Source organism: Nocardia sp. NPDC001965 (genome assembly GCF_053594175.1).
The window spans coordinates 119,068-141,260 of the sequence record NZ_JBSFDZ010000017.1; the positions used below are offsets into that span (position 1 = coordinate 119,068).

General features: G+C 67.8%; 12 protein-coding genes and 1 tRNA gene. 5 read left to right on the forward strand and 8 right to left on the reverse strand.

Features of this window, described 5'->3' with window-relative positions:
- Positions 1-183 precede the first annotated feature (183 nt).
- The 3 genes from ACWCPQ_RS22965 to ACWCPQ_RS22975 all read right to left on the reverse strand — a co-directional run bounded on the left by ACWCPQ_RS22965 (position 184) and on the right by ACWCPQ_RS22975 (position 11,584).
- Positions 184-9,465, reverse strand: a complete 9,282-nt coding sequence (locus ACWCPQ_RS22965; protein WP_449902100.1) for an amino acid adenylation domain-containing protein — start codon at positions 9,463-9,465, stop codon at positions 184-186.
- A 239-nt stretch (positions 9,466-9,704) separates the two neighbouring features.
- Positions 9,705-10,736 carry a LuxR C-terminal-related transcriptional regulator gene (locus ACWCPQ_RS22970; protein ID WP_449902102.1) on the reverse strand — a complete coding sequence of 344 codons (1,032 nt, stop codon included), beginning with the start codon at positions 10,734-10,736 and terminating at the stop codon, positions 9,705-9,707.
- Between the two features lie 26 nt (positions 10,737-10,762).
- Positions 10,763-11,584 carry a M23 family metallopeptidase gene (locus ACWCPQ_RS22975; protein ID WP_449902105.1) on the reverse strand — a complete coding sequence of 274 codons (822 nt, stop codon included), beginning with the start codon at positions 11,582-11,584 and terminating at the stop codon, positions 10,763-10,765.
- Between the two features lie 532 nt (positions 11,585-12,116).
- On the opposite strand from ACWCPQ_RS22975, the gene ACWCPQ_RS22980 reads away from it, so the two are divergent.
- On the forward strand, positions 12,117-12,509 hold the full coding sequence (locus tag ACWCPQ_RS22980) for an SCO5389 family protein (RefSeq protein ID WP_449902107.1): 393 nt from the start codon (positions 12,117-12,119) through the stop codon (positions 12,507-12,509).
- Positions 12,510-12,568: 59 nt separating this feature from the next.
- On the opposite strand, the gene ACWCPQ_RS22985 is transcribed toward ACWCPQ_RS22980, so the two are convergent.
- The gene (locus tag ACWCPQ_RS22985) at positions 12,569-14,206 is read right to left on the reverse strand and encodes a long-chain fatty acid--CoA ligase (protein ID WP_449902109.1); all 1,638 of its coding nucleotides are present in this window, start codon (positions 14,204-14,206) and stop codon (positions 12,569-12,571) included.
- Positions 14,207-14,774: 568 nt separating this feature from the next.
- Between ACWCPQ_RS22985 and ACWCPQ_RS22990 the strand changes: the two genes are divergently transcribed.
- The 3 genes from ACWCPQ_RS22990 to ACWCPQ_RS23000 all read left to right on the forward strand — a co-directional run bounded on the left by ACWCPQ_RS22990 (position 14,775) and on the right by ACWCPQ_RS23000 (position 17,170).
- The gene (locus tag ACWCPQ_RS22990; RefSeq protein WP_449902112.1) at positions 14,775-16,253 is read left to right on the forward strand and encodes a flavin-containing monooxygenase; all 1,479 of its coding nucleotides are present in this window, start codon (positions 14,775-14,777) and stop codon (positions 16,251-16,253) included.
- A gap of 183 nt (positions 16,254-16,436) precedes the next feature.
- Positions 16,437-16,850 carry a hypothetical protein gene (locus tag ACWCPQ_RS22995; RefSeq protein ID WP_449902113.1) on the forward strand — a complete coding sequence of 138 codons (414 nt, stop codon included), beginning with the start codon at positions 16,437-16,439 and terminating at the stop codon, positions 16,848-16,850.
- A 247-nt stretch (positions 16,851-17,097) separates the two neighbouring features.
- A tRNA-Arg gene (locus ACWCPQ_RS23000) sits at positions 17,098-17,170 on the forward strand.
- A gap of 842 nt (positions 17,171-18,012) precedes the next feature.
- Here the strand turns inward: ACWCPQ_RS23000 and ACWCPQ_RS23005 are convergent.
- The 4 genes from ACWCPQ_RS23005 to ACWCPQ_RS23020 form a co-directional block, all read right to left on the reverse strand.
- Entirely contained in the window at positions 18,013-18,336 is a 324-nt protein-coding gene (locus tag ACWCPQ_RS23005; RefSeq protein WP_449902115.1) for a DUF4288 domain-containing protein, read from the reverse strand.
- A 16-nt stretch (positions 18,337-18,352) separates the two neighbouring features.
- Positions 18,353-18,547, reverse strand: a complete 195-nt coding sequence (locus tag ACWCPQ_RS23010) for a hypothetical protein (RefSeq protein ID WP_449902118.1) — start codon at positions 18,545-18,547, stop codon at positions 18,353-18,355.
- Between the two features lie 525 nt (positions 18,548-19,072).
- Positions 19,073-20,539: an MDR family MFS transporter gene (locus ACWCPQ_RS23015; protein ID WP_449902120.1), complete on the reverse strand. Its 1,467-nt coding sequence runs from the start codon at positions 20,537-20,539 to the stop codon at positions 19,073-19,075.
- A gap of 3 nt (positions 20,540-20,542) precedes the next feature.
- On the reverse strand, positions 20,543-21,493 hold the full coding sequence (locus ACWCPQ_RS23020; protein ID WP_449902123.1) for an NAD(P)/FAD-dependent oxidoreductase: 951 nt from the start codon (positions 21,491-21,493) through the stop codon (positions 20,543-20,545).
- Between the two features lie 61 nt (positions 21,494-21,554).
- On the opposite strand from ACWCPQ_RS23020, the gene ACWCPQ_RS23025 reads away from it, so the two are divergent.
- Positions 21,555-22,016 carry a MerR family transcriptional regulator gene (locus ACWCPQ_RS23025; protein ID WP_449902124.1) on the forward strand — a complete coding sequence of 154 codons (462 nt, stop codon included), beginning with the start codon at positions 21,555-21,557 and terminating at the stop codon, positions 22,014-22,016.
- Positions 22,017-22,193: the final 177 nt, after the last annotated feature.

Consider the following 22,193-nt stretch of genomic DNA (forward strand, 5'->3'; position numbering starts at 1 on the left):
ACCGCATCCATCTGTCCGCCTCGCCTGCCTGTCGCACTTCACCGCCGCGCCCTACCGTGGCCGCGGCTTGGACAGCAGCCTGCCACAATGCGCCGGTACCCGGTATGGCACCCGGCAGGTTACCGGGCGGGGACGCGCACAGCTACATTCCGCGGATACCGGCCGCCTTCCCATCCCGGTTCCTCAGCCGCCCAGCAGCGAGGGCAGATCCAGCACCGTGCCGATTTCCGCCCAGGCCGCGCCCGGCGGGCCTGCCTCGTCCAGCACGAGTACGAACAGATCCTCCAGCTCGTACGGGTCGAGCATCGCCAGGCTCGCACCGTCGGACCACAGATGGGTGACCCATTCACCCGCCGGGGTCGCACCGGGCTCCTGGACCAGCACCACGGCGGCACCCGCGGCACCCGCGGCCACGATTTCCAGCAGTCCCGCCGGACTGTCGCCGCGACCGGCCCGGAAGGTGCGAGCTTCGTAGTTCAGCTCCGTGGCGGAATGCACCCGGGTCACCGCGGCGGCCATCCGGTCGTAGCTCACCAGGCTCCCGGTACCGTCGAGCACCACCAGATCGCTGCCCCGCAGCGGCCGTGCCCGATCCGCATAGGTGACCGGGCGCGGAGATTCGGCGGCGATCTCGCCGGCGACCACCGGATCGTCGAGCAGCAACCATTTCACCGCGGGATCGTCCGGAGCCCGCCCGACGGCCAGTCCGGCCTCGACCATCAGATCGGCACCCGTCGCGATATCCAGAGCGTCGGCGGGCACCAGCGTGGCGCCGGCCTTGAGGATCGCCCAGACGGCCACTACCGCGTCGACACCGCGGTCCAGTGCGCTGACCACGCCGGTACCCGGTCCGAACCCGCGCGCGATCAGCACCCGCGCCAGTCGCGAGGACCGGGCGTCGAGATCGCGATAGGTCACCGCGGATTCGCCCCACACCACAGCGGGGCCGTCCGGCTCGTCCTCCACCGATGCGCTGAGGGTCTGTGCCAGCGCGGTCCCCGCGGTGGCGGTCGGCGTGACCGGATCGGCGGGGACGATCTCCCGCCGGCGGCCCGCGATATCGGGGATATCCAGCTCGCCCACGGGGATACGCGAATCGGCGGCGACCGCGGTCAGGATTCGCGCCAACCGGCGGCCGAACGACCGCACCGTCGTCTCGTCGAAGAGATCGGTGGGATAGGTCAGCGCGGCCCGCAGTTCACCGGGGGCGCCGTCGGCGTCACGACCCGGGTCGATATCGATTCGCAGATCGTATTTCGCGGCGAGCCCACCGCGATACGGCGCCCGCACGACCAGCCCCGGCAGTTCCAGGGCGGCCGGTTCCCGGTCGCGCACCGACAGCACCACGCCGAACAGCGCGTCGTGCGCGGTGCCCCGCTCCGGCACCACCAGCTCCGCGACATGTTCGAACGGGATATCGGCGTTCGCGAACGCCGCCAGATCTATTTCTCTTGTCCGGTCGAGCAATTCGGCGAACGGCAGCTCCGATTCGAGCCGGGTGCGCAGCGTGACCGTATCGGCGAACCTACCGACGAGATCGTCGAGTACTCGTTCCTCGCGCCGGGCGACCGGGGTACCCACGGCGAAATCGTCCGCACCGGTCAACTGGTGCAGGAGCACACCGACCGCGGCGTGCAACACCATGAACAGTGTTGCGCCCCGGTCGCGCGCCAGCCGGTCCAGCGCCTCGTGCACCTCGGTCGGCACCGCGAAACCGGTACTGCCACCGCGCATCGAAGGCCGGGCCGGGCGTGGCCGATCCAGCGGGAGTTCCGGTACCCCGGACAATCCCCGGAGCCGATCCCGCCAGTACGCCGATTGCACTGCCGCGACGGAGTTGTCGTCGGTGACCGTACCCACGAGCGCGCGCTGCCAGACGACGTAGTCGGTGTACTGGACCGACAGCGGTGACCAGCGTGGCGATTCGCCGCCGACCCGAGCCCGGTACGCGATCATCAGATCGCGCATCAGCGGTATCGACGACGCTTCGTCGGCGGCGATGTTGTGCACCACCATCGCCAGCACGTGCTCGTCGGTATCGGTGGTGAGCAGCAGACCGCGAATCGGCGCCCGATCGGTGATGTCGAAACCGGGCGTGAGCATCTCGGCGATCCGGCCGGGCACATCGTCGGTGGTCACCGATTCCAGCCCACCACGCACCGCGCGGGCGACCGGCAGTATTTCCTGATACGGCCGGCCGTCCGGATCAGCCGGGTAACAGGTACGCAGCGGCTCGTGTCGTTCCAATACGTCGGAGAGGGCGTAGCGCAACGCGGAGATGTCCAGCGCGCCGGTCAGACCGATGGTGAGCACGATATTGTCGGCCGCCGACTCCGGATCGGCCCGGTTGCGCAACCACATCCGATGCTGGGCCGGCGACAGCGGAATCCGTTCGGGCCGATCCGCGCGCACCAGTACCGGGCGCTCCACCTCGGTGGGAACCCGGGGCACCACCCGGGTGGCAAGTGCGCCGACCGTCGGTGCGTCGAACAACGTGCGCACCGTGATCTCCGCCGACAGTGCCGCGTTGATCCGGGCCACTGCCCGGACAGCGGTCAGCGAGTTCCCGCCGAGGGCGAAGAAATCGTGATCGGCGCCGACCTGTTCGGCGCCCAGCACATCGGCGAAGACTCCGGCCACCGTCTTCGCGACCGGCTCCGACGGCGCGGTGTAGGGCACCTCGCCGGTCCCGGCCGGATCGGGCAGCGCGGACCGGTCGAGTTTTCCGTTGGGGGTGAACGGCAGTGCGTCGAGGACGACGACGGTATCGGGAAGCATGTGGCCGGGCAGGAATTCCGCGATCTGCTCGCGCAGTCGCACCGGGTCGGCAGGCTCCGCTCGGCCCGCGACCGGCACCACATACCCGAGCAGCCGGTCGCCGGCACCCAGCAGCGCCACGGCCCGGGTCACCCCGGGACAGCGCAGCAGCGCGGCTTCGATCTCGCCGAGTTCGATCCGGTGTCCGCGCACCTTTACCTGCGTATCACCGCGTCCGGCGTACTCCAGATTCGCGCGACCCCCGAAACCGGCCCAGCGGGCGATATCGCCGGACCGGAACATCCGGGATCCCGGCGGGCCGAACGGGTCGGCCACGAACCGGGTCGCGGTCGAGCCGGGGCGGGCGTGATAGCCGCGGGTCAGTTGCGCTCCCGCCACATAGATCTCACCCGGCACCCCCACCGGCGCGGGGTGCAGCCGCTCGTCCAGTACGAATATGTCCGAGCCGGGTAGCGCCCGGCCGATCACCCCGGCCGGACTGTCCACGAGTTGTTCGTCGAGCGCCAGGAACGAGATGTGCACCGTGGTCTCGGTGATGCCGTACATGTTCACCGGCCACGGCGAATCGGCTTCGGCCCCACCGGGTCCACCGTGCCGCTCGTACCAGGGCCGCAGCCGGCGCAGATCCAGCGCTTCCCCGCCGAACACGACATAGCGCAGCGCGAGCGCGTCCGCGCCGTCGAGCGCGGCGACGCGATCGGCCTCCGCGAATTCGTCGAACGCCGACGGAGTCAGATTGAGGACCGTCACCTGTTCACGGACGAGCAGTTCGCGCAGCAGTTCGGGCGCCCGGGTGGCCGGCCGGTCGACCACCACCACCGAACCGCCGCTGGCCAGCGCGCACCACAATTCCCACACCGAGAAATCGAAGGCGCAGGAGTGGAGCAGGGTCCACACATCGGCGTCGTCGAATTCGAACAGCAGCTGGGTGTTGGCGAACAGTTCCACCACATTCCGGTGTACCGCACCCACACCCTTGGGGAGACCGGTCGAACCGGAGGTGTAGAGAACATAGGCCAGGTTGTCCGGGCGCAACCGGGCACGGCGCTCATCGTCGCGGACCGGTTCACCGGAGTGGCGCGCGGTGTCCTCGAGCAGGATCACCGGCACGTCCCCGGCAGGTAGGGCATCGTGTTCGGCGGCGGTGGTGAGCACGGCGACCGGGCGGGCATCGTCGAGAACGAAGGCCAGCCGCCGCCGGGGGTCGGTGGTGTCGAGCGGTAGATAGCCCGCACCGGAAACCAGTACGCCGAGCAACGCGACCGGCAGATCCTCGGTCCGCGGCATCGCCACGGCCACCAGGGTTTCCGGACCCGCACCGGCCGCGATCAGGGCACGCGCCACCCGATACGAACGGCGCAGCAGGTCGTCGAAGCTCAGGGTGGTCCCGCCGGAACGCACTGCCGGCGCACGCGGCCGCAGCCGCGCCTGGGCCTCGATGAGATCGACCAGGGTCACCGCCGGAACCCGGACACCGCCGCTGTTCCATTCCCGCAGAACCAGATCGCGTTCGCCGGGTGCGAGCAGATCGATATCACCGACCACGAGCCCCGGGTCGGCGACCACGGCGTGCAGCAGCCGCAGCAGCCGGTCCGCGTGATCGCCTACGGTGGGCGCGTCGAACAGATCGCGGGCGTAGGTGAAGATCAGCCGTGTATCGATACCGGTATCGACCAGGTTCACCCGCAGGTCCAGAGTGTCCGGTAGCTTGGCGGGCCCCTCACCGGAAGCCAGCAGCACCCGGAACGGCGGCCGGCCGGCCGCCGTTCGCACGGTATCGATCAGCTGTCCGAGGCGTTCGGCGCCGCGACCGGCGACGGTCACCGCGCCGCCGTCCCGGGCGGCCGCGATCAGTTCGCCGAAGCGAAGTGCCGGATCCAGCGTGGTGTGCAGAACGGAGAGACCGGGCGCGGATTCGCCGGTGCTGAACGCACCGACCACGATATCCCGGTGCCCGGAGAGCCGCGCCAGCAGAATCGCCAGTGCCGCCTGCACCGCCGTGAACGCGGTCGTGTTCTGCCGCGCCGCAATATCGTTGAGCGAATCGAGCATCTGCGGAGCCAGTTCACGCGACACCTGGCCGACGCGACCGGACGGAACCTCCGGACGCGGATGGTCCGCGGGCAGCTCACCGTGGTCGCCGGGTCCGCCGCAACCCTGCCACCAGTCCTGGACCGGTGCCGAGGCCGGCGACCAGGGCACCGCCAGCAGCTGCCCGATCAGCGCGTGCAGCAGTCCGGACAGGGCACGAGCAGCGGGTTCGGCCACGAGATCGCGCCGATACGACAACCGCAGCGCCAACCGGTCCCCCGATTCCACCAGCAGGGTCACCGGGTAGTGGGTGAAGGTCCGCGAGATCAGGTCCAGCACTTCGAGACCGTCGGCTCCCCCGTCCGCCACCCGCAGCACCTCGTCGGCGACCGGCCGGGGTTCGTGGACCAGCAGGGTGTCGAAGAGTCCCGATGCGCCGGGCGCGAGATCGGCGAGGCTCAGAAAGTGATGCTCGGCCAGGGCGTCCTGTTCGGATCGGATACGGGTCAGCAGGTCGCGCACGGTCCATTCGGTCGCGAACCGGACCCGGGCCGGGATCGTATTCGCGAACAGTCCGGCCGTATCGTCCGCGCCGTTCAGTTCGAGCGGACGACCGGGTACCGCCACCCCGAACACGACGTCCGTACCGCCGGTCAGGCCGGCCAGCACCAGCGCCCACAGGGCCTGCACCACGATTCCGGTCGGCACTCCGGCCTCGGCCGCATAGGCCGTCATGGCGGCAGCCTCGATCTCGCCGAGGACGAGATCGACCTCCCCGATTCCGGTTCCCGGCTGCTCGGGCGGAGTCAGGACCGGCGCCAGTTCGGTCGGCCGGGCTCCGCGCAGCACCTCCGACCATCGAGTGCGCGCGGTCGCGGTGTCGCGGACCGAGAGCCACCGCAGATAGTCGCGGTATGCCGGGGCCGGTCGCAGCGCGGACAGATCACCGCGAGCGGCGTAAGCGCTCAGCAGATCTCGCACGAGAATCGGGAAAGACCTGTTGTCGAAGAGCAGCCGGTGCGTGGCCAGTACGAGATGGGTCCGGCCGGAGACCGTGCGGTACAGCGTGATCCGCAGCAGCGGCGCGGTGTCGAGGGGAAATCGGATGAGCCGCTCGTTCTCCAACAGCTCCGGGATCTCGTAGTCGCCGACATCGTCGGCCACCCGCCAAGGCAACTCGACATCGGTGAGCACCAACTGCACCGGCGACCCGTCCGACGCCGGCACGAATGCGGTGCGCAGCACCGGATGCCGATCGAGCAGACGCTGCGCGGCGATATGCAATCGCTCCGTATCGATCACACCGCCGAGTTCGACGGCGAACAGCATCACGTAGTCGTCGGGTCCGTCGACGGTGAACTGGGACCGGAAGTACAGACCCTCCGCCGGCGGCGACATCGGCAGCACATCGGCCAGGCCCGGCCGGTCCGCGCGCCAGGCGTCGAGTTCGGCCTGCCCGACCCGGACCAACGGCAGATCCGACGGAGTGAGACCGCCCGCCGCGGGATCGCTGATATGCCGGGCCAGCGCGTTCACGGCGGCCAGCCATTCGTCGGCGAGTTCCCGGACCGCCGGCTCGTCGACGATTTCGGCGGCGTAGGCGAACGACAATGTGATCCCACCGTCGGGCCGGGCGGCGGCACCGGTATCGATCACCAGCTCGGCCGGCATATCCCGGTCGAATTCGGTACCGAAACCGCCGAGATCGCCTGTGGGCAGCCAGGCCGACCCATCGGTTCCGGACACCGGACCGTCGAACACCCGGTCCAGATAGCCGAAGCCGATCTGTGCCACGGCGCCGTCGAGTTCACCGGTACCGTGCGGCGCGCGGCGCAACAGCCCGAAATCGATGCCTCGGCCGGTCGCGACGAGTTGCTCCTTCACCGAACGCACCAGCGCGGCGGTCACCGGGCCCGCGGCCAGCGCGGCGCGGGGATCCAGGGCGGCGAGGTCCAGAGCGACGGGGTAGGCGGTGGTGAACGAGCCGACGGTGCGGCCGAGATCTGCCCCGGGCAGTATCGATTCCGCGCGTCCGTCGCCGTGGACCCGGATCCGGGTGGTCGCGCAGTCGACGCCACGCCGGGACCGCCAATTCCGCACCGCCAGCGCGAGGGCGGCCAGCAGCGGTTCGGCGGATCCGGTCCGGTACAGCGCGGGGACCTCGGTGCGCACTACCTCACCGATATCCGCGGCGATCTCCACCGTGAATCCGCGTACCGAGGCCCGGGTATCGGTGGTGGGATCGATCGCACGCGATCCGAGCAGCGGATCAGGAGTGGCCAGCACCTCACGCCAGTGCGCGAGTTCGGTTCCGGCCGCCGCGGCGGCTTCGGACACCGCATGTGCCCAGCGCCGGAACGAGGTGCCCACCGCGGGCAGCACGGGCCGCCGCCCCCGGACCACCTGGGACCAGGCCGCCATCAGATCCGCGACGACGATATGCCAGGACCGGCCGTCCAGCACATAGTGGTGCACCGCGAGCAGCAGCGCGTCAGCTGCTTCGGGGCGGCGCAGCCAGGTCGCGGCGAGCATCCGGCCACCCAGCGGATCGAGTCGGGCCACAGTGGAATTCATTGCCGAAGCGGTGAGGTCGGCGAGTTCGGCCGCCCGGGCTCCCGCCGGCACCTCCACCTCCGAGATCCGCGCGGTCACCGCGACCGGCCCGAGATCGGGAACTTCCAGCCGGTACCGCCCGTCCTCGGCCACCAGCTGGGCCCGCAACATCTCGTGCCGGCTCAGCACGGCACCCAGTGTTGCGGCCAGCCCGGCACGATCGATCCCCTCCGGCAGGGCCAGCACCACCGTCTGCGCGAAACCGGAATGCACGCCCCCGGCCAGATACTCGGCCAGGATCGGAGTCGGCGGTATCGGCCCGGTGCCGCCGCCGGGCAGCTCCGCCGGAACCGCCCCCGGGGCTTTCCCGAACACTGCTACCTCGGCCAACCCGGCGACCGTCCGGTATTCGAACACATCCCGCGGTGTGAACCGGATACCCGTCGAACTCGCGCGCTCCACCAGCCGGACAGCCGATGCGTGGTCTCCGCCGAGCGCGGTGAACGGATCGTCGGCCCCGATGTGATCGCACCCGAGCACCTCGGCGAACAGGGCGGCCAGCCGGACCTCCGGCTCACCGGACGGTGCGCGCGAAACCGGCGGCCCGGGTGGGGGCACCGGTGCGACCGTGCGACCGGGCCCGCCCGGTCGCGCCGCCCAGTGGGCGCGTGGCGGCGTATCGGACGCGGGGGCGACCGGCGCCGGACGGCCGGGCGCGACCGGACGGCGACCCCCGGGAAGCGGGGAGGGGGGAGCAGGGAGCGGGTGACGCGAACTGTCGATTTCGCCGGCTTCGATACCGGGCGACGGCACCGGCGAATCGGCACGGCCCAGATATTCGATCTCTTCGCCGCGCGATGTCCGGATCCGGCGTACCAGCGCGCCGGTCCGGTACATCCGGGCCCCTGGCCCGGCCGGGTCGGCGCCGAACGGCGAGGACACGAAACGCTGTGCCGTGAGACCGGGCCGGTCGAGGTAGCCGTGTGCCAGCGCCGGACCGGACAGGTAGAGCTCACCGGCCGTCCCCGGCGGCACCGGCCGCAACCGGGTATCGAGCACGAAGGCACCGAACCCGTGCAGCGCGGTACCGACGGTGAGCGTCTCCCCCGGGTTCACGGCGCCGTCGCCGGTCGCGAGGACGGTGGTCTCGGTGGAACCGTAGGAGATGAGAACGCTGCGCCCGTGCGCCCAGCGGCGAACCAGTTCCGGGTCGAACTCCGCGGCGATCGCCGCCACACTCTGCAGCTCGGTGAGCCCCGCCGGATCGACGGCTTCCAGCGCGGCCGGGGTGGTGATCATATGGGTCACCCGCTCCCTGGCCAGCAGCTCGGTGATATCCCGCCCGCCGAGTACACCGGCGGGGACGATCACCAATGTCGCGCCGGTGGTGAAGGTCAGCAGTAGTTCCAGCACAGAGACGTCGGTGTTCGGGGAACACATATGCGTCACCCGGGAATCGCTGGTGATCCCGTAGAGATCGGTGGCCGCCGCGACCACCGGTGCCAGCCCGCTGTGCGGTACCACCACTGCGACCGGATCGCCGGCGGGGCACGAGGTGTGCGCGATATAGGCGGGATGACGCTCGTCGAGCATCCGGACCCGGTCGGCGTAGGAGATGGGGTGGCGGGGCCGCCGGGCGATCCGGGCCGACTGCACCGGGTCGTCCAATTCCATCCAGTACAGCGACCGGCCGAGGGCGGATCGGTGCCGGGAGGTGGTCAGGCCGAGGGCCGCACCGGAGCCGGCGGCGATCCGGTCGATGCGGTCGCCGGGGAGCGCCGGGTCGACCGGCAGATGCGCGGCACCGGCTTTCGCGATCGCCCAGACCGCCAGTACCGATTCGGGGCTGCGCGCGAGCCCGATCGCCACCACGTCACCGGGCCCGATTCCGCGTTCGATCAGTTCCCGGGCGAGCTGTGAGGAGGCTTCGTCGAGTTCCCGGTAGGTCATCTCCTGTTGGTCGCCGGGCCGGCCTGTCGGATTGAACCGGATCGCCACCTCGGCGGCCGCGGATTCGACCGCGGCTGTCAGCAGCTGTGCGAACAGCGGACTGCCCGAACGGCGCCGTCGGGTGACACTGAAAGGACGGCGGGCAGTTTGCATTCGGGTGCGTTCACCTCTCGCATCGAGCCGGAACCCGGCCTCATGCGTGCCCTGGGGGCGGAAGGGCATATCGATCGGGCCGGCGCGGTGTGGCCATCATATTCGGGAGTGCCCCCGCCCGCTGTCCGGGGAACGAGCCTCCCGGGAGCCGCCGAAGGTTCCCGGAATCGCACCGCGGATCGGCGCCGGCTACCCCCGGTCGGCCGGTGCGGGCGCCGGCACCCGGCAGGCGACCCGCTTCACAGCCAGCCGCGCCGGATCGCCTGTACCCCGGCCTGGAACCGGGTGCTGGCGCCGAGCCTTTCCAGCAGGCGCGCGGTGCGGCGGACCACGGTACGCCGGGACATGCCCAACCGGCGAGCGATCGTATCGTCGGTCGCGCCCATCCCCATCATGGTGAGGATCGCGCGATCGCGTTCGTCGAGTTCGTCGGCTTCCGGCTGCACCGAGATCGGCGCGGACAGCGTCCACAACACATCGAAACTACGGATCAACATATCCAGTAGCGGTGACCCGTTGATCCGCAGCGCCATCGGATCGGGACGGCGTTCGTCGGTGTGCAACACCAGACTGGCGCGTTCGTCGTCGGCGATGATGAGTTTGAACGGCGGATCGGGCAGGGTGCGCGCCTGCGCGCCACGGGCGTTGGTGGCCAGGGTGTGCCGCAGGCGGTCCGCATCCTGGTAGATCGTGTCCTGGTACAGGATCCGATAGCGCACCCCCTCGGCCATCCGGGCCTGTTTGAGCTCGGCGATGCGGGTGTCGCGCTCGGGGTCGCTCAAATGCGGGCTGCGCTCGACCATCTTCACCGATGTATCCGCGTTCGCGTGCAGGGCTTCGAAATCGGCGAGTAGTTCGGCACGTTCGAACACCGGGGAGATCACGCCGTTCCAGCCCTGCGAGCGCCGAACGGAACGGAAGGTCTCGCTGAGCCGCGCCGCGGCCGCGTGCATGGTGCTGATCTCCTGGCGGCGCCGCCGAGCCTCGGCTTCGGAGAGCGATTCCGGCGCGTGCGCGTCCCAGCGCGGGGTGCCGTCCGGGTCGGTGAGCCGGATGACCGCGCGCAATCCACACAGTTCGTCGAGCGCGTTCCCGACCTCGTTCTCGGACAACCCGGTGTGCCGTGCGATATCGGCGAGACCCGAGCGCGGCCGATGGACCAGGGCCGCGTATACGCGACCGTGGATCGAATCGGGTTCGAAGATATCCGCCAGTTCGGTCACGCCGGGGGTTCGCAGTTCTGCCTGCAACCCGGTGGGGGTGGCAAGCATCGGACGGTCGAGCGATTCTGTCGATCTCAGTGCGAGGGTCCCCACTCCAGTGGCACCCCCTTCGACAACATCCAAGGCATCGGATCGATCTTGTTACCACCCTGGTCCCAGATCTCCAGATGCAGATGCGGGCCGGTGGACTGTCCGCGGTTGCCGACGGTGGCGATCACATCACCCGCGTTCACCCGCTGTCCCTCGCTGACGTAGATATCGTTGACGTGCCCGTAGACGCCGATGGTCCCGTCATCGTGCAGTACCCGGACCCACATTCCGAATCCCGACGCCGGACCGGCTTCGATCACGGTGCCGGAGGACACCGAATGAATCGGCGCGCCGAGTGTATCGGCGAAGTCGACACCGTAGTGCATGGCGCCCCAGCGGCTGCCGTAGGTGGAACTGACGACACCGGCGACCGGCCGGACCGCGGCCGCGGGGGCGATCTGCTGGTGCAGTTGTTTCAGCGTCTGCTCGGCCTGGGTCAGCGGGGCGGCGACCTCGGGCGGGAGATTCTGGAGACCGAACGGCGCGGGGGCCGGTGCCGCGACCGGCGCGGCCTGCACCGGCGCGGGCTGGGTGTCGGCGACCGGCGCCGCCTGGGCCATCCGCGCGGCGGCCGGGGCCACCGCGTCTGCCACGGGTGCGACCTCGGCCTTCACGGCTTCGTCGTTTCCGCCGCCGGGCAGCAACGGCGCGGCATAGGCGATGGCGGGCGCGACCTGGGAGGCGGTGCCGATCAGTGCGCCGGCCGCGACGGCGGCTCCGGCTGCGGCACGTACCTTTTCGGCCGCGGTGGCATCCGCGCGATGGCGCCGGGGACGGACCTGCACCTCGTCACCGATCAGGCTCATAACGGTGATGGAGCTGGGGCCTAATCGATGGTGCGCCAAAGGTCCGTCCTCGCTATCCGATCATCAGGGTCACGAACGCCGTACGCGGATCCGGCTACTCCAGCCGGCTGAACGTAACGTTTCGGCATCCGTTGTGACGGTAACTCTACCGGCCCGTGACCATATCGCAACCTTTCCGGTGAACGGCCAGTTCAGATGGGTAATACAGTCCGCCGGCCAAGTTGTGAACACTGCCTTTTTCGTAATATTTGCGCCTCGGTTCCACACCCCCGGGACCGACCCGGACACCCCCCGGCAACCCCATCCCACGACGACCGTATGACCCGAAAAAGGACATTCTCCCCACTTCTTGCAGTCCCGGTCACCCGCCCGGCAACGGACTCGCTACCCTCCGAAAGTTTCACCCCTCTAACGACTTTCGCGCTCAATCCACTGCTATTGACAACCAATTTCGATTAGACTCGACCCGGCAGATCTGCACGCGGGCTTCCCGCACCCTCAGCCGAAGACGAGTTGACCCCAGGAGGTCGCCGTGTCCTTAGATGTCCCCACCGCTCTGCTGGAACGTGCCGAACGCGGTGATGTCACCGACGCCGAATTCGTCGAATGTGTCCGTACCTCGCTGCCCTATGCCTGGGAGGTCGTGAGCCGGGTCGCGAGCGAACTGGGTTCGGGCACCGCGGAATTCGCCGATAACGAGGTGGCACCGCCCGACGAGACGGCACGCGGTCAGCTGCTCCGTGCCCTGGCCTCGGATGCCATCCGAGGCGGGCTGGAACGGCATTTCGGCGTGAAGCTGGCTTTCCAGAACTGCCACCGGGTGGCGGCGTTCCCGCTGTCGGCGGTCGGCGGCGAGACCTACAGCCGGTTCATCAGTCCCCGCAACCAGTTGCTCAACCAGAGTCCGGAACTGCGCAACTGCTGACAACACCGGTCCCCGGCGCGAATTCGCGCCGGGGACCGCGTGCGACAGCCAGGAAACCGTCAGCGAACAGTCGCGACGGTCAGCTCACCGTCCGCGTGCTGGGCCCGCAGCCGCTTCTTGTCGAATTTGCCCACGCTGGTCTTGGGCACCTCGGTGATGAAGGCCCAGTATTCCGGCAGCTGCCATTTCGCGAAGCGGTCCGCGAGGAACTCCCGCAGTTCTGCCGGCTCCACCGTCGCACCCTCGGCCACCACGATCGCCACCAGCGGACGCTCGTCCCACTTCTCGTCCGGAATACCGACCACCGCCGCCTCGGCCACCGCCGGGTGGCCCATCACCGCGTTCTCCAGATCCACCGAGGAGATCCATTCGCCGCCGGACTTGATCACGTCCTTGGACCGGTCGACGAGAGTCAGGTAGCCGTCCGGGCTGATCTTGCCCACATCACCCGTACGCAGCCAGCCGTCGTCGAACTTGCTCGGATCCACGTCCGAGCCGTCGGGTGAATAGTAGGAAGCCGTGATCCAGGGACCGCGGACCTCCACCTCACCCAGGGAACTGCCGTCGTTGGGCACCACGTCGCCGGCGTCGCCGACCAGCCGGGCCGAGACCGCGGCCGGGAACCGCCCCTGAGTGACCCGGTAGGCCCAGACATCCTCCCCGGTCACGCCCTGCGGTGGCTGCGCCACACTGCCCAGCGGCGAGGTCTCGGTCATCCCCCACGCGTGGATCACCCGGACACCGTGCTTCTCCTCGAACGCCTTCATCATCGCCGGCGGCGCGGCCGCACCGCCCACCACGACCCGGCTCAGATAGGAGATGTCCTGCGGGGCGGCATTCAGCCCCGCGAGGACCCCGCCCCAGATCGTCGGCACCGCCGCCGCGAACGTCGGCCGCACCGCTTCCATCATCTCCAGCAGCGGCGCCGGCTGCAGGAACCGGTCGGGCATGAGCAGATTCGCGCCGGACATCAACGCCACATACGGCAGCCCCCACGCGTTGGCGTGGAAGAGCGGGACGATGGCGAGCATGGTGTCGTCGTTGCGGATCCCCATCGACGCGGGCGTGGTGGCCTGCATGGCGTGCAACCAGTTGGACCGGTGCGAGTAGACGACGCCCTTGGGGTCGCCGGTAGTGCCGGAGGTGTAGCACATCGACGAGGCCGTGCGCTCGTCGAGCACCGGGAAGTCGTATTCCGCGGGGTATTTCGCCAGCAGGTCGGTGTAGTCGTGCACGGTCACCCCCTCCGGCGCGTGCACGGTCGCGACGTCACCGTTGACCACGATCACGTGCCGGACCGTCTTCAGCTGCGGCAGATACTGATCGAACAGCGGGACCAGACTGCCGTCCACCAGCACCACCTGGTCCTCGGCGTGGTTGGCGACGTAGATCAACTGCTCGGCCGAGAGCCGGATGTTCAGCGCGTGCAGCACCGCCCCCATGGCGGGAATGGCGATATAGGCGAGGAAATGTTCGTTGTTGTTCCACATGAAGGTGCCGACCCGGTCGCCCTCGCCGATGCCGAGGTCGGTCAGCGCATTGGCCAGCCGGGCGGAATCCGCGCCGACCTCGCGATAGGTCATGGTGCGCACCCCGTCCCCGGTCCAGGTGGACACCGTGGAATCACCGACGAAGGTGGACGCGTAACGCAGCAGCGTGGCCAATGACAGCTGGTCGTCCATCATGGTGCTCAGCATCGGAAATACCCCTAACTCATCTGGGCGGCGGGCGACGGTGCCGTGAGTCCGATCGCGTCCTGTGAGACACAGGAACGGACATGACTCACATCACAGGCCGAACACTACCGTGGAGTACGCAGGCATGGTGAAGGTCGACGGAAACGAGCGGACTTCCCCGGCACCACCGGTCGGCGCGGGGCCGTAGGAAGACAGAATCGGCGCCCGACGGCGGGATGGGACGCAATGCCCGCGACGCCCCCTGCGGGCCACCGGCACTGCGCCATCGCCGCCGAGCACCCCACTGTGATAGCCGGGAATCCGGCCCGCCGCCAAGTCAGATAACGAAATGACATCCAAACGAGACACAGACCCGGCTCATGACCCATTGATGGGACGAATATCCGCAGCTACAGAGCCCGCGGACCACCGGTTTCGGCATTTCCGGCCGGAACCACAGAAGGTGTCGAGCACTTGCTTACATATGCACGCGCATCGCCCCCCGGCGGCCCGATTTCCTGGCCGAAAATCTCTATTCACTGTCCTCAGTTACCTTCGGACCGGCTACCGCCGGACCTACTCTGAGAACATGTCATCGTCATCGCCGACGCCATCGCCGTCGATCGTCATCATCGGGGCCGGGTTCGGCGGGCTCGGTATGGGATTGGAACTGCTGCGTTCGGGCGTACGGGATTTCACCATCGTCGAACGCGCCCAGGACCTCGGCGGCGTCTGGCGGGAGAACACCTACCCGGGCGCGGCCTGCGACGTACCGTCCCCGCTGTACTCCTGGTCCTTCGAGCCACGCTCCGACTGGCCCCGCCGTTTCTCCGAACAGGCCGATATCCACGAATACATGCGCCGCGTCGTCGGCAGATACGATCTCGAACGCCATATCCGCTTCGGCACCGAGATCAGCGACGCCGAATACGACCAGGCGAACGCGATATGGCAGATCCGCACCACCGACGGCGACCGGCTCACCGCCGCCATCTTGATCTCCGCCGTCGGCCAGCTCTCCCGGCCGGCCATGCCGAACATCCCCGGTATCGACACCTTCGCCGGGCCCGCTTTCCACTCCGCCGAATGGGACCACTCCGCGGACCTCACCGGCAAACGCATCGCCTGCATCGGCACCGGCGCCAGCGCCATCCAGTACATTCCGCGCATCCAGCCGCTCGCCGAACACCTCACCCTGTTCCAGCGTTCCGCAGCCTGGGTACTGCCCAAGGCCGACGCCGCCTACGAACCCCGCCATCACGCCGTGTTCAAGTACCTCCCCCCGGTCCGCTGGGCCGAACGCTTCGGCTGGTGGATGTTCTTCGAGGTGATGGCGCTCGCCCTCACCGATCTCCAGGGCATCCAGAAACCCGTGGTGAAGGTTGCCGACGGACACCGGGCCCGGCAGGTTCCCGATCCGATCCTGCGCGAGAAACTCACCCCCGACTACGCCCCCGGCTGTAAACGGGCCCTGTTCTCCAACGACTACTTCCCGGCCCTCGCCCGGCCGAACGTGACCGTGGAGACCAACGCCATCACCGAGATCACCCCCACCGGTGTGCGCACCGCCGACGGTATCCACCACGAAGTCGATGTCATCATCTACGGCACCGGTTTCAAGGGCACCGAATTCCTCGCCCCCATGAACATCTACGGCACCGACGGCCGCAAACTCGCCGACACCTGGGCCGCCGAGGGCGCTCGCGCCTACCTCGGCGTCTCGGTCCCGAAGTTCCCCAACCTGTTCATGATGTACGGCCCCAATACCAATGTCGGATCCGGCTCCATCGTCTACATGCTGGAATCGCAGGCCCGCTACATCCGCCAGGCCGTCGAATACCTGCGCAATCACCCCGGCCGCGGGGTATCAGCCCACGCGGAAGCCGAGCAGCGCTGGGACGACTGGCTACAGAAGCGCCTGAAGGACACCCCCTGGAATTTCTGCTCCAGCTGGTATCGCAACGCCTCGGGCCGGATCACCAACAACTGGCCGGGTGCCACGATCCTCTACCGCTGGAAGACCCGCCGTTTCGACCCCGCCGACTACGAAACCACCACCACCGCCTGACCGTTCGGCGGAATCGGTGACGATCGCGCCGAACGTCGCACGGACACCCGCCGCCCGTGGGACAGTCGGAACACCGGCATATCACCGACCCGATCGAAAGAGGCTGCACACCAACGTATTCCGGTCGCGTGATACCCAACCCGATTTCCGGGCGCGCGTCGATCGCGCCGGCCAGGAGTCGTCATGGCGGACGTCAGCGATCAGCCGGGACCCGCGAGCCGGAACCTCACAGCTCCCCCGGGTTTCCGATCGGCCGAAGGCACCCGGACCGTCGGCGTGGCACAGGAACTCGCCCTGGCGTGTGCCGCCACCACGGCCCCCGGCGGACCGAAACCTCTCGTCCTCGCCGAGGCCTGGGGCACCGGGTCGATCCGACAGGTGTGGTTCGCCGCGGAGGGCGCCGACAGCACCCGTGACTCCTTCGTGGAGGACGGCGGCACTGTACGGTTCTACCTGGACGACGCCCGGAACCCGGCGGCGGGCTACCGGTCGGTGATTTCTTCTGTCACGCCGCGCGCGGCGTACTGCCTACTACCGCTTCGACGGCGCCCTCGACCGGCACCCACTCGGCTGGTGGACCACCGCGCTCACCGGTGACGCGGTCGGCCTCAACTCCTGGCAGTGCGGCAGCGAATTCGACCGGTTCGATATCTGCCCGCTGACCTGACGCCCGGACAACCGGTCGCCCGCCCGCACCTCACCCATCGCGCTACCGGCCGGGAGGTTGTCGTAGACTTCCAGGGTCCGATTCGCGCGCCCGGCGCCCGCCTCGGACCGCGACCGACGCGAACCTCGTGGCCGAGGACTGACCACCCGGAACTCCGCCACGAATTCCGAAGGTCACGCCCTCGTAGCTCAGGGGATAGAGCACCGCTCTCCTAAAGCGGGTGTCGCAGGTTCGAATCCTGCCGAGGGCACAAACCTGCGACAGGTTTCCGCAGTTCAGCGGCTTCGCCCTTGCGATCCTGACGAGCCTGAATTACAAAACCGCAGGTCAGTCGCATTGGCCCGTGTGCCGTATAGGGCACAGCCAACATGGGAACGCGCGCCCAACGGAGAAATGGTCATGCCCGACCACCGACTTCGGGGACGCCCCGCACGGTCCTGCCGTAGCCCTGAGGTGTGATGCATCTTCGCGGTCGGAGTCTCGTCAGACAACACAACAGCAGGCTGGCACCGCTGCCCGTGACGCGCGTCCGCAGCAACGCCCGGCCGTGGCGGGCGTTGGCGCCGTATCCGATGCGGGTTGCGACTGCGGTCAGAGCGGCCGGGTCATCTGCCTGCTCTCGACGACCTCGGCGACGACGACTGGACGCTCAATGATGCAGCACAGCGCGTTTCCGACACGCCTGTGGGATTCGAGACCAGCCACACCGGCCGGGGAACTGCGCCCCCGGATGTGGTCGTTCCTTGCGCACCACAAGCCGCATCCCCGGCGGCCAGGGCCCTGGCGATGCCCTGAACCGCCGATACATCCATCAGCATTTGAGTCCTCCCTGCTCCGGCGCGTCCTGCACCGTCTGTTCGTCGATGTGGCGAGCCGGTTCGAAACTTGCTCTGCTACAGCATTCGACGTGGCACGCTGTTGTTCGGGTCCACCGGGTCAGATTCTCGTGTTCGGAGCGTGTCCGCGGTCGAGCAGACCGGAGACGAACAATGGCCCCAGAGGCTCTTGAAACGACGATGGTCGTGGGCTGTGCCGGGAACGTGTCCGCGGCGGCCGCCCACGACCGATAGTCATCACGTCATTGTCGGAAACTCAGTCGTTGAGCATTGGCTCCCACTTCGAGTAGGACTCGAAGTCATGGAAGTGGCGTGAATACAAGTCACCGCCCTCGGACAGGTCGTCGATCAATGCGGCCACGACGTCGATCAATGCCGTCGGAGTGACGGTTACGTTGTAGCCGGCTTCGTTTTTGTAGGTCTCCGCGTCGCTCCGGAAGTTCTTCTCGGCGAGTTCTCGCGCTTCCGCTTCGGTGTCCGCGTACAGAAGGGTCACATCCTCCCTGTACAGGGGCACGTAGTCCGGAGCGTCGGAGGTGAACTTGAACAGTGTGATGGCGATGTATGGGCTCTTGGCCACTAACGCACTCCTTACCTTACTTCTTGAAACGATTGTCGTTCAGCAGCTTCCAACCCTTTTTCTGGACCGCACTGCTGCCGCCTTTGATGTCGCCCAGGGTCGACTGAAGCAGCTCAGACGGGAACTCCTGGCGAATCCCGCAGAGCAGCTGTCGCACCAGGACACGCCCGAGCCGACCGGTACCGCCGGTAACCAATATCCGCTTCGTCATCTTTTCCTCCGTATCGGCCGACGAGTCGCCTTGCACTATCAGGAACCGAACAGGTCGCCCGAATGTGACAGCCGATTCGCCCGCGCGCCGAGAAACCGGAGCTTTTCGGGGCGGCGATGATGGGGATACCGGTGATCCGACCGCGCACCATGAACCTGAAAAACAATCGGCCGACCTGTACGTCGCGATCATCACATCGGATACGAACCCGCGATGACCAGGCGTTTTCCTGTTGCCCATGTTTTGTGTGTCCTGCCGAGGGCACAGCATGTCTACGCAGTTCAGCGGAGGTTTTCGACGGTCGGTGGCCGGTGGCTGATCGCGGCCGGCGACCGGTCGAAGCTACCCGCGGAGGTGGTCGAAGCAAAACTCTGTGGGCACAGAGCTCGATACCGCCTCGGCGACCGTTTCCGTGCCGACCCAGCCGGATACGGCCGGGTCGGCAGCTTCAGCACTCGAACTCGTCGTGGCCGTCGACCTCGCCTATATCGTCGGACTCGAACGCTGCAGCGCGGAGCGACCGAATCATCCGGGGTGCGATTCAGAACCCGATTCTGCAGCGACGGCTCGGACGAGTTCTCCCTTCGCTGGGAGGCGATCGCGAAGCAGCAGGGTCAGCAGGAGCAGTACCAGCGCTGGCGGAAGCGCCCAGAGCAGCATGTCCGGAATGGCGTCGGCGGTTGTTGCCGGGTGCACCGGCTGCCCGGACAACTGGTGACCGAGAATGCTGCCGTAGATCGCAATCCCCAAAGACATACCGAGTCCGCGCACGGACAAAACCGCGGAGGTCACCGCGCCGAGATCTGCTGCCGCGACGCTGTTCTGCGCAACGGTAACCAACAGTTGCAGAATCATCCCGACACCGATACCCAGCACGAGCAAGCTCGACGCGACTACAAGATAGCCGGACTCGGCGTCGAGCAGGCTCAGCAACACGAGCCCGATCACGATGACCGCAGCGCCGGCGGAGATGAAGGCGCGGTATCGACCCGTCTTACCGGCGATACTGCCCGACAAAAACGAGGCGATCATGAATGCGATGACATACGGGTTCAAAGCCAGCCCGGCTTCCGTCGCGCTCATATCGAACGCACTGCGTAGGTAGGTCGGCAGGTAGACGATCGACGCGTACATCAGCGCGCCGAGCAACAGGGTCGCGGCGAGGACCACGCCGGTCGCCCGGGTGGTGAAGAGGTGCATCGGCAGTACCGGATCGCTGAAACGCCGTTCCCGCCGGATGAAACCGGCCAGTAATATCGCCACGGCCACCGTTGGGGCCAGGATCGGACCGACACCACCTGAATGGATGCCGCCGATCCACTCGGTGATCAGCAGCACCCCGACGACTACGCCGACAAGTAACAACGACCCGCCGATATCCAACCGCACAGTGTGCGCACTGCGTGGCAGCCGTAGCGCAATCCAGACCAGAATCATCGACAGTAGACCGAGCGGAACATTGACATAGAAGATCCAACGCCAACCCGCTGCATCGGTGATGACCCCGCCGACGAGCGGACCGCCCACCGCGGCCAGGGCGAAGATTCCGCCCACCGCACCCTGGACCCGGCCGCGTAGCTCGACCGGGAACAATTCGGCCAGGGCGATCGTCGGGATCGTGAACAGAGCGCCCGCACCGATGCCCTGGAGGGTACGGAACACCACCAGTTGGATGAGCGAATCCGCCATCCCGCACAGTGCCGATGCGACGGTGAATACAGCGACAGCGGCGAGAAATACAGGTCGTCGACCGAACCGGTCGCTGAGCTTTCCATACAGTGCGCCGGTCGCCGTGGATGCGAGGATGTAGCTGGTCACGATCCAGCTCAATGAGCCGATATCGCCCAGATCGGCCGCGATGTCCGGTAGCGCGATACTGACGATGGTCTGATCCAGCACCGACAGCAGCATGCCGAGGCCGAGGCCGGCAGCAGCGAGCGCAACACTGCCGGTCGGCACGGCCGGCGCTGTCCCGGAAGTGGTTGTTGCCATGGGTCAGCGCTCCTGTACAGCAAAAGGGTTCGACAGGTCGAAGTCCGCACTCAGCAGGTCTTGATCGATGGCCCCCGCAGCGACGGTCCCGGCGGAGGCCGCCGCGATCACCGCGGAGAAGGGTATGGGCACGGTCGCCCGTCGGGCCATGTCACCGGCGGCGTACACCCCGGGCACGCTGGTCTGATGGAACTCACTCACCTCGACGGTCGCGTCGGGGAACACGCCGCAGCCGAGCAGGCTCGGCAGTGGAGAGCGTTGCGCCGGCGAGCTTTTGACGAACACCACGTCACGCGGCAGTACCGGGCCTTCCGCAAAGGCGAGGGCTTCGAGCTTCGGACCCGTCGCTTCGAGCCCGGTGATCGGTCCGCAACGGACGGGCACACCCGCGCTGGACAGTACCTGCGCCGCCGGCGACGCGAGGTCGGCCGGGCCGTTGGTGCACAGCACGACATCGCTGCTGAACCTGCTCAGATGCAGGGCCAGTCGGATCCGATCCGGTCCACCACCCAGGACAGCGATCGACTGTCCGCTGATCTCGAACCCGTGGCAGTACGGGCAGTGGAAGGCCGACAGGCCCCACAGGGGCGCCAGACCAGGGATCGTCGGCAATCGGTCGACCATCCCGCTGGCCAACAGCAGCCGGTTGGTCAGGTACTCGGCGCCATCGGCGGTCCGCACGGTGAAGCCGTACCCCTCGGCGAACGGTTCGGCCTCGACCGCCTCGGCATCACACACTTCGACGGTCGGGTAGGACGCCAACTGGGCACGTCCGATCGCTCGGAATTCTGCCGGGGCGACGCCGTCCCGGGTCACGAAGTTGTGGACCGCAGCAGCCGGCGCATTGCGTCCCGACCCGGAATCCAGCACCAGGACGCGCCGGTGGACGCGCCCCAGGGACAGCGCGGCCGACAGTCCCGCCGGGCCGGCTCCGACAATGATTACCTCGAACACTCGGTCCTCCTTGTGATGTCATCGCTTGACAGCACGGACCACTCTGCATGTTAATGTCAACATGAAGTCAATAGCCGAGTCGGAGCGGCGACCCGACCGACCCGCGACCGACCACCTCACGATCGGCGAGCTGGCAACCCGCTTCGATCTCGCCACACATGTACTGCGCCATTGGGAATCGGTGGGGCTGCTGCTCCCCGCAGAGCGGGTGAACGGTAGGCGAAAGTACAACCAGGACCATGTGCTCCGCGTCGCTATGATCGTGCGGGGTAAGGCAGCGGGCCTGAGCCTGGAGCAGTTACGCGAGTGGCTGGACGCACCGAGCCGCGCTGCTCGCCGCCGCATCCTGGCCGACCAGCATGCGAAGTTGGCCGATCACATTGCCGCGGCGCTCGCGTCACAACAGATGATCGAGCACGCGATGGACTGCGAAGCCGAGACGCTCACCCAGTGTCCTGCTTTTCGCCGCCTGGTCGAAGATCTGATCGATGCACAGCCGATCACCACCGCACCAGGGTCGTAACAAGAATTAGTGCCGATTGAGCAACCTCACAGAGCTTGCGACCCCCCTGGACTGGATACCTACCCCTGATGACCAGCCGGTTTCGAGCAGCGGGACCCCGATATCGTTGCGGCCACGGAACCAGGCTTCGCACAACATGACCGCGTCTCTCCAATGCCGATCCCCGGTCACGTCGTA

Bases quoted from the DNA above. Each gene is read 5' to 3' on its own strand.
- ACWCPQ_RS22965 (WP_449902100.1), bottom strand. From the start codon at position 9,465: ATGCAAACTGCCCGCCGTCCTTTCAGTGTCACCCGACGGCGCCGTTCG.
- ACWCPQ_RS22970 (WP_449902102.1), bottom strand. From the start codon at position 10,736: ATGCTTGCCACCCCCACCGGGTTGCAGGCAGAACTGCGAACCCCCGGC.
- ACWCPQ_RS22975 (WP_449902105.1), bottom strand. From the start codon at position 11,584: ATGAGCCTGATCGGTGACGAGGTGCAGGTCCGTCCCCGGCGCCATCGC.
- ACWCPQ_RS22985 (WP_449902109.1), bottom strand. From the start codon at position 14,206: ATGCTGAGCACCATGATGGACGACCAGCTGTCATTGGCCACGCTGCTG.
- ACWCPQ_RS22990 (WP_449902112.1), top strand. From the start codon at position 14,775: ATGTCATCGTCATCGCCGACGCCATCGCCGTCGATCGTCATCATCGGG.
- ACWCPQ_RS22995 (WP_449902113.1), top strand. From the start codon at position 16,437: ATGGCGGACGTCAGCGATCAGCCGGGACCCGCGAGCCGGAACCTCACA.
- ACWCPQ_RS23010 (WP_449902118.1), bottom strand. From the start codon at position 18,547: ATGACGAAGCGGATATTGGTTACCGGCGGTACCGGTCGGCTCGGGCGT.
- ACWCPQ_RS23015 (WP_449902120.1), bottom strand. From the start codon at position 20,539: ATGGCAACAACCACTTCCGGGACAGCGCCGGCCGTGCCGACCGGCAGT.
- ACWCPQ_RS23025 (WP_449902124.1), top strand. From the start codon at position 21,555: ATGAAGTCAATAGCCGAGTCGGAGCGGCGACCCGACCGACCCGCGACC.